Raw genomic sequence first — 7,255 nt, forward strand, 5'->3', positions numbered from 1 at the left:
GTGTCCTTGGCCCGTCGCCATGCCGGCCGGCCCAGTGAAACCATCGTAGCAGCAGTTGTGGAACCGCATTCCAAAGTGGAATCTCTTGTTGTATTATGAAATGACGATGCAAGTAATTGTGGATTGAGGCGGCCGCCTGCCGCTGCCGCGCACCACGGAAGGAGAACGCCATGTCAGGCGTGATGGAACGAACGCTGGGAATCCTGGAATATCTCGCGACACAGGTGGAAGGCACGCCACTTGCCGCCATCGCGGACGAACTGGATATTCCGCGCAGCGCCTGCCACCGCCTCCTGACCGACCTCAAGACCTATGGCTACGTGCGCCAGTTGCGCGAACACGGGGATTACGTACTGACGACCAAGCTGGTCGGCCTCGGCCTGGGTTTCCTGGCCACGGCCGGCATCGTCGACATGGCGCAGGCGACCCTGGACCGGCTGGCGGAGACCTCGGGCGAACTGGTGCGGCTGGCGATCGTCGACGGCGACCGGCTGACCTGGGTAGCCAAGGCACAAGGCGCGCTCAAAGGCCTGCGCTACGACCCGGACATGGGCATGGACACGACCCTGTCCTGCAGCGCGACGGGGCACGCCTGGATGCTCACGATGAGCGACGAGCGCGCGCTGGAACTGGTGTCGCGGCAGGGCTACGGACAGCCCCGGGAATACGGGCCGAATGCGCCGACCACGGTCAAGGCCCTRCTCGCCTTCATCCACGCCGCGCGCGAACGCGGCTACGCGACCATCAACGAAGTCTTCGCGCCCRGCATGACGGCGATGGCGGCGCCGGTGCAGCGGCGCGGCCATCCCGCCATCGGCGTGATCAGTATTGCCGGCCCGCTGATCCGGCTCGACGAGAAGCGCATGGCGAGCCTGGGGCCCGCGCTGCTTGCGGCGGCGGCCGAACTCGCGGCGGCCAGCCACACTTCGCCGCTGTTCAACCGGGGGCGCTGAACGCAGGCGGAGCCGGCTACGCTTACGCGTCGAGCCCGAAGGCAAGCACCGGCCCAAGCACCAGCGCGCCAAGCAGGATCATCGACAGCCCGCTGTCCAGATGCTTCCACTCGTGCAGCACCGCATGCGCATCCACCTGCGCCCAGAACGGCGCGACCACCCCGAGCAGGACTGCCAGCACCGCACCGGCCAGCAGGAGCGCAGCGCGCGTGCTGCCGTCGCGGCGGCGGGAAGGGCTATCATGGGTGACGCGAATGCCTTGCATGGCCTGGCTCCTGGAATGCGGTGACGATGAATGGGTTCATTCTGACGGCCGCTCCCTGAACCAAGCCTGAGTACGGCATTCAGCTTCCGTTCAGGCAAGACTCCGCACACTGCGCCCGATGAACCCCCGCTCTCCCGCACGCCTTCCCGCCCGCAAGCCCATGCTCGCCCGCGCTCCGCGCGCGCTGCTGCCGTTGCTCGCCGCGCTCGCGCTGCTGGGCGCGGTGCCGCCCGCGCGTGCCGACAATGACGCCGACCGCGCGCGCGCCGCGGTGCAGTCCGGCCAGATCCTGCCTCTCTCGCGCATACTTGAGACAGTCTCCGCGCAGTTCGCGGGCGACGTGATCGGCGTCAAGCTCGACCGCGACGACGGTATCTGGCAGTACGAGGTGAAGTTGCTGCTGCCCGGTGGCTCGGTCGCCAAGCTCGAGTACGACGCCAGCACCGCGACCCTGCTCAAGGCCAAGGGACGCGACCTCGACCAGGCCCGCAAGAAGCCCTGAAGACACCCTGAAGACACCCCGCATACCCCCTGACAACACCTGAGCCCGCATGCGCATCCTTCTGGTGGAAGACGAAGCCACGCTCACCGCCCAGATCCACGCCAGCCTGGTCAGCGCCGGCTATGCCGTGGATACGGCCGCCGACGGCCTCGACGGCTGGCACCTCGGCGCCCAGGAGCCCTACGACGCAGTGGTGCTGGACCTCGGCCTGCCCGGGCTGGACGGCTTGTCCGTCTTGCGCCGCTGGCGCGCTGCGCAGGTCAACGTGCCGGTGCTGATCCTGACGGCGCGCGACAGCTGGACCGACAAGGTCGAAGGCATCGACGCAGGCGCCGACGACTACCTCGCCAAACCCTTTCGCATGGAGGAGTTGCTGGCCCGCATCCGCGCCCTGATCCGCCGCGCCCATGGCATGCCCGCGCCGGAGCTGGCCTGCGGGCCGGTGCGGCTGAACGCGCGCACGGGCGTGGCCACCGTGGACGGTGCCGCGGTGGTGCTGACGGCGCATGAGTTCAAGGTGCTGGACTACCTCATGCATCATCCGGGCGCCATCGTCAGCAAGGCGGCGCTGACCGAGCATATCTACGCCCAGGATTTCGACCGCGACAGCAATACCATCGAGGTCTTCGTCGGCCGCCTGCGGCGCAAGCTCGGCGTGGACGTCATCGAAACCGTGCGCGGCCAGGGCTACCGCCTGCGCCCGCCGCCCGCCCCCGCGGCGCACTGAGCCATGCGCCAGTCCCTGGCAATCCGGCTGCTCGCCGTGGCGGCAATCTGGCTGGTTGCCGCGCTCGGCGGCACCGGCTGGCTGCTCTCCACGCTGTTCGCGCGCCACGTCAACCAGACCTATGTGCGCCAGCTCGACAACCAGCTCACCAGCCTGGCCGCCGCGCTGGACTGGAGCGCCGACGGCAAGCTCACGCTGACGCGCGCGCCGGCCGATCCACGCTATGAATTGCCCTACTCCGGCGCCTACTGGCAGGCGCAGTCCGGCCGCGCCACCTTGCGTTCGCGCTCGCTGTGGGATGCGGAAATGCCGGCCACGGTGGGCAACCGGGTGGCGGGCAGCCACGCCGAGATCCGCCCCGGGCCAAACGGACAATCGCTGCTGGTGGTGTCACGCCCCATCGTGCTGGCTTCGGCCGACACGCCCGTGACGCTCTCCGTGGCACTCGACCGCACTGAGCTGAGGGCCGCGCGCCAGGCCTTCAACCGCCTGCTGGGCTGGTCCCTGACCGCGCTGGGTGCCGGCTTGCTGCTGGCGGTGGCGGCCCAGGTGAAGTTCGGCCTGGCCCCGCTGGCGCGCCTGCGGCAAGCGCTGGCCGCCATGCAGGCGCGTCGCGAAAGCCGCCTGGGCGGCACGTGGCCATCCGAGGTGGTGCCGCTGGTGACCGAGATCAACACCCTGCTCGCGCGCAACGCCGATGCGCTGGCGCGCTCGCGCCGCCAGGCCGCCGACCTTGCCCACGCCGTCAAGACGCCGCTGGCCATCCTGGCCAACGAGGCCGGACGGCTGCCCGGCGAGGCGGCCCGCGCCGCCGCCGCGCAGGTCGAGGCCATGCGCCGCCAGGTAGACCGTCACCTGGCGCGCGCCCGCGCGGCTGGCGCCGCCAGCGCGCGCGGGGCGCGCATCGAGGCCGGCCCGGCCACGGCCGAACTGGCGCGCGCACTGACCCGCCTGCACGCCGGGCGCGAGATTGCCATCGAAGTACAAGGCAGCGGGCACTTCGCCGGCGACCGCCAGGATCTGATCGAGATCCTCGGCAACCTGCTCGACAACGCCTGTCAGTGGGCCACCTCGCGCGTGCGCGTCACGCTGGCGGAGCGCGCCGGCATGCTGGACGTGGTGGTGGAAGACGATGGCCCCGGCATGCCGGAGCAAGCCCGCGAACTGGCCACGGCCCGCTTTGGCCGACTGGACGAAGCCGCCGCGGGCAGCGGCCTGGGGCTGGCCATCGTCAGCGAGATGGCCGCCCTCTACGAAGGCGGGCTGGAACTGGGCCGCAGCGAACTGGGCGGCCTGCTGGCCCGCCTCAGGCTGCCGGCGGGCCAGGCCTGAGGCGGGCGCGTACCGGGCTCAGCAGGCCGCGGTCATCTTGAAGATGCCCTGCGCGTTGCCGGCATCGAAGGACAGGTCCAGCGTGGCCGCGGCGCTTGCCGTGGCGGGCACGACATCGCGCGTGATGAACTCGTAGAACGASCCCGGCACGGTGCGCCCGACCCGCACGCCGTCCGCGCCGACGAAGCCGCGCTCCACCGGGTCAGCCTTGAACGCGGTCTGCAGCACGCGGCCCGAGCGCGAGACCTCCACCGCATCCTTGATGGGACGACCCAGCTCGCGCTGCGTATCGGCCACGGCGCGCACGTCGGCCACGCGGTCGGTGGCGTGGTTAAAGGCGTTGCCCTCGGTGGAAATCCAGGCCATCTCGGCCGATTCCTTGAGCAGCAGCTCGTAGTCGGCCAGCGCAGGTTCGGCGTGGTGGCGCGCGAAGCACGCCGCAAGCTGCGGCACCAGGCGCGCGGCGTCGGCCAGCGGCAGGCAGGCGTCGCGCTCGAGCACGGCGAGCTGCACCACGGCGTCCTCGCCGAGCGGGTCGGCGGAATCGGATACCACGCGCGACACGGCAGCCTGGAACCCTGCGCTGAAACGCTCCGGGTGCAGTTCGCTGAGGAAGTACTGGGCGATATCGTCCGGCAGGTCGGCGTGCGCGTAGGAACGGCCGGTCATGCCGATACGGTCCAGCGGATAAGTGCCGTTGAGACGGTAGCCCAGCGGGCCCAGGATGCGGGTAAAGGCAATCTCGCCGCCCGGCAGGCGGCCGCAATCCCATTTCACCGTGCGCAGCGCGCCGTGGTCGAACACCACCTGGCCACCGGCCTTGATCACGTCGCGGGTATAGGCCATGCCGGTCGGCACGCGCTCCAGGATATCGGCGAACAGCACCATATTGAGGGCCTGCGCCACTTCGGCGCGGCTGGCGGTATCGCTGCCTGCCGTCAGCAACTCCGGCGAAACATTCATCAATTGCAGTAACTCGGCTGCCTGTGCTTCACCGCAGATGGTCTCGAGAAGTCGTTGCAGATTCGGCTTGGTCATGGTCGATACGCTGGAAATCGTTTGTTTTCGGGGGATGGAGGGAGCACGTAGCTTCCCGGCGGGCTTATTGTGAGACCGCGCCGGACTTCGTACAATTGATAACTTCGCACCAACTTCCTTCCAAAAACGCACTATGCGCAAAGGCATTCCCAGTCTCACCGCACTGCAGATGTTCGAGGCCGCGGCACGGCTGGGCAGCTTCACGCGCGCAGCCGACGAGCTCGCGGTGACCGAAAGCGCCGTGTGCCGGCAGATCGCCGGGCTGGAAGCGCGCCTTGGCGTGCCGCTGTTCCACCGCATCCGCAAGCGCATCGTGCTGACGCCGGCCGGCGGCACCTACGCCGAGGAAGTGCGCGAGCGGCTGGACCAGATCGAGCAGGTCACGCTGGATGTGATGGCGCAGCGCCCGCGCGGGCGCGCCATCGAGCTGGCGATCGGGCCCACCTTCGCCAGCCAGTGGCTGATCCCGCGCCTGCCGCAACTGGCGCGCGCGCTCCCCGACCTCACGCTGCACCTGTCGGCGCGCACCGAGGCGTTCGAACTCAGCGATACCGCCTTCGATGCGGCGATCTACTACGGCGAGGGATTGTGGCCTGGCACCGAAGGCGAGCGCATCCTGCAGGAAGGCCCTTCGGTGCCGGTGTGCAGCCCGGCGCTGCTGGGGCGTCGCAAGCGGCTGGAGCTGGCGCAGATGCTGGAGCTGCCGCTACTGCACCTGACCACCCGCCTGCGCGCGTGGGACGACTGGCTGGCAGCGGCGGGCGCGGCCTTGCCGGCGCAGGCCATGCGCGGCCCACGCTATGACCTCTACACCATGCTGGCGCAGGCGGCGGCGGCCGGGGTCGGCGTGGCCCTGATACCGCGCATCCTGATTGCAGAAGAACTGGCTCAGGGGCGCCTGGTGGTACCGCTGGCCACGCTGCCGGCGGAAGCCGACAGCCGCAAGGCCTATTACCTTGCGCACCGGCGCGGGCTGGCGCCCGACGACAAGGTCCTGCAATTGCGCGACTGGCTGCTGGCGCAAGCCGTCTAGGCAGCTACGGGCACGTCGGCCCAGCCTCAGTGCGCATGGGCGCTGACCGCCTCGCGCGTATCGCGCGCCAGGCCCATGGCAAAGGCCACCTCGGCAACCAGGAAGAGCGGCCCCACCAGCAGGCCGGCCAGGTCGTCGACGAAGGCGGGCTTGCGCCCTTCGTAATAGTGGCCGATGAACTGGATCACCCAGCCCACCACGAACAAGCCGACGCCCCAGGCCAGCCAGGCGCCGGTGGACAGCGCCGCCAGCAGGCCGCCGACATAGACGAAGCCCGCCAGGATCAGCGTCATCGCCACGCCGAAGCCGGCCGACAGGCGCAGATAGAACAGGCACGACAGCGCGTACACCACCATCGCCGGCGTCAGGTAGCCCGCGCCGTCGCCCAGCGGCATGGCGGGGCGCGCCAGCAAGGTGGTGACCGCCAGGACGATCATGGGAATACCGATAAAATGCGTGAATACATTGCGCGGGTCGCGGTGATACGCCGCGTACGCCGCGAGGTGGTCGATCAGTGTTTTCACGGGGGTCTCCTGCCGGCGTGGGGGCTGCCGCTGCTTGTGACGCGGCTCGATGTGGCGGTATGGTATCGGGCAGCAAAACGCCGGTCTGTCGGGTTTTTGACACTCCCGTACCGACTGGGAGCGGCAGCACGCATAAGACGACACAGGAGACGATGATGGGCGTAACGCAACGTACGCAGCAGGCGCCGGCACCCGAGCCGCTGCACGTGCTGCGCGCGGGAAGCTGGTTCGCGGGCCTGCCGCCGGCCATGCAGGAAGCCTTGCTGYGCGACGCCGTCACCCGCAGGCTGTCCGCCGGACAGCTGTTGTTCGTGCGCGGCGACGCCTTCGACGGCATCTTCGTCGTGCTTTCCGGCACGCTGCAGATCGACGCCCACAGCGCCGCGGGCAAGGCGGCCCTGCTCGGCCTGCTGGAACCCGGCGCCTGGTTCGGCGAGATCTGCCTGTTCGACGGCCTGGCGCGCACCCATGATGCGCATGCCACGAGCGCCGCCACCGTGCTGCACCTGCAGCGCGACAAGCTCTACGCCATGCTGGCGCAGCATCCGCAATGGTGGCGCGAGTTCGGCAAGCTGCTGGCGGCCAAGACGCGCGAGGCCTTTCATTACGTGGAAGAAACCCAGGTATTGCCGCCGCTGGCGCGCACCGCGCGCCGGCTGGTGGCGATGGCGCAGGCCTACGGCGACCTGCCCGGGGTAGAGCGCCGCTCCGTCCACATTCCGCAGGAACAGCTCGGCCAGATGCTCGGACTGTCGCGCCAGACCGTCAACCACGCGTTGCGCGAGCTGGAGGCGCGCGGGATGCTGCGGCTGCATTACGCCGACATCGAGCTGCTCGACGTGCCGGCGCTGCTGGCATTGTCCTGATGCGCGGCCGAGGCC

Annotated in this window: 9 protein-coding genes; 6 read left to right on the plus strand and 3 right to left on the minus strand. The window is 69.5% G+C overall.

Annotation, left to right across the window (positions count from 1 at the left end; all coding sequences use genetic code 11):
- The first annotated feature begins 170 nt into the window (after window positions 1-170).
- Complete coding sequence (locus AC1DK4_RS39985; RefSeq protein ID WP_477132228.1) at window positions 171-953, plus strand: IclR family transcriptional regulator; 783 nt, start codon at window positions 171-173, stop codon at window positions 951-953.
- Between the two features lie 22 nt (window positions 954-975).
- On the opposite strand, the gene AC1DK4_RS39990 is transcribed toward AC1DK4_RS39985, so the two are convergent.
- The gene (locus AC1DK4_RS39990) at window positions 976-1,218 is read right to left on the minus strand and encodes a hypothetical protein (protein WP_441615200.1); all 243 of its coding nucleotides are present in this window, start codon (window positions 1,216-1,218) and stop codon (window positions 976-978) included.
- 160 nt (window positions 1,219-1,378) lie between these two features.
- On the opposite strand from AC1DK4_RS39990, the gene AC1DK4_RS39995 reads away from it, so the two are divergent.
- The 3 genes from AC1DK4_RS39995 to AC1DK4_RS40005 are packed head-to-tail and all read left to right on the plus strand — an operon-like array spanning window position 1,379 to window position 3,779.
- Complete coding sequence (locus AC1DK4_RS39995; protein ID WP_441615198.1) at window positions 1,379-1,720, plus strand: PepSY domain-containing protein; 342 nt, start codon at window positions 1,379-1,381, stop codon at window positions 1,718-1,720.
- Between the two features lie 49 nt (window positions 1,721-1,769).
- Window positions 1,770-2,447 (plus strand): response regulator transcription factor, encoded by a 678-nt coding sequence (locus AC1DK4_RS40000; RefSeq protein WP_441615196.1) that lies wholly within the window; start codon window positions 1,770-1,772, stop codon window positions 2,445-2,447.
- Between the two features lie 3 nt (window positions 2,448-2,450).
- Window positions 2,451-3,779, plus strand: coding sequence for a sensor histidine kinase (locus AC1DK4_RS40005; RefSeq protein WP_477132229.1), 1,329 nt, complete (start codon window positions 2,451-2,453; stop codon window positions 3,777-3,779).
- A gap of 18 nt (window positions 3,780-3,797) precedes the next feature.
- On the opposite strand, the gene AC1DK4_RS40010 is transcribed toward AC1DK4_RS40005, so the two are convergent.
- Window positions 3,798-4,817, minus strand: a complete 1,020-nt coding sequence (locus tag AC1DK4_RS40010; RefSeq protein ID WP_441643293.1) for a DUF1338 domain-containing protein — start codon at window positions 4,815-4,817, stop codon at window positions 3,798-3,800.
- Between the two features lie 133 nt (window positions 4,818-4,950).
- Between AC1DK4_RS40010 and AC1DK4_RS40015 the strand changes: the two genes are divergently transcribed.
- On the plus strand, window positions 4,951-5,850 hold the full coding sequence (locus AC1DK4_RS40015) for a LysR substrate-binding domain-containing protein (RefSeq protein WP_441615191.1): 900 nt from the start codon (window positions 4,951-4,953) through the stop codon (window positions 5,848-5,850).
- A gap of 26 nt (window positions 5,851-5,876) precedes the next feature.
- Here the strand turns inward: AC1DK4_RS40015 and AC1DK4_RS40020 are convergent, their stop codons facing one another.
- Entirely contained in the window at window positions 5,877-6,374 is a 498-nt protein-coding gene (locus AC1DK4_RS40020; RefSeq protein WP_441615189.1) for an Mpo1 family 2-hydroxy fatty acid dioxygenase, read from the minus strand.
- Window positions 6,375-6,529: 155 nt separating this feature from the next.
- Between AC1DK4_RS40020 and AC1DK4_RS40025 the strand changes: the two genes are divergently transcribed.
- Window positions 6,530-7,240 (plus strand): Crp/Fnr family transcriptional regulator, encoded by a 711-nt coding sequence (locus AC1DK4_RS40025; RefSeq protein WP_477132230.1) that lies wholly within the window; start codon window positions 6,530-6,532, stop codon window positions 7,238-7,240.
- Window positions 7,241-7,255: the final 15 nt, after the last annotated feature.

Source organism: Cupriavidus sp. 05N38 (genome assembly GCF_056397345.1).

Bases quoted from the DNA above. Each gene is read 5' to 3' on its own strand.
- AC1DK4_RS39990 (WP_441615200.1), bottom strand. From the start codon at position 1,218: ATGCAAGGCATTCGCGTCACCCATGATAGCCCTTCCCGCCGCCGCGAC.
- AC1DK4_RS40005 (WP_477132229.1), top strand. From the start codon at position 2,451: ATGCGCCAGTCCCTGGCAATCCGGCTGCTCGCCGTGGCGGCAATCTGG.
- AC1DK4_RS39995 (WP_441615198.1), top strand. From the start codon at position 1,379: ATGCTCGCCCGCGCTCCGCGCGCGCTGCTGCCGTTGCTCGCCGCGCTC.
- AC1DK4_RS40015 (WP_441615191.1), top strand. From the start codon at position 4,951: ATGCGCAAAGGCATTCCCAGTCTCACCGCACTGCAGATGTTCGAGGCC.
- AC1DK4_RS40000 (WP_441615196.1), top strand. From the start codon at position 1,770: ATGCGCATCCTTCTGGTGGAAGACGAAGCCACGCTCACCGCCCAGATC.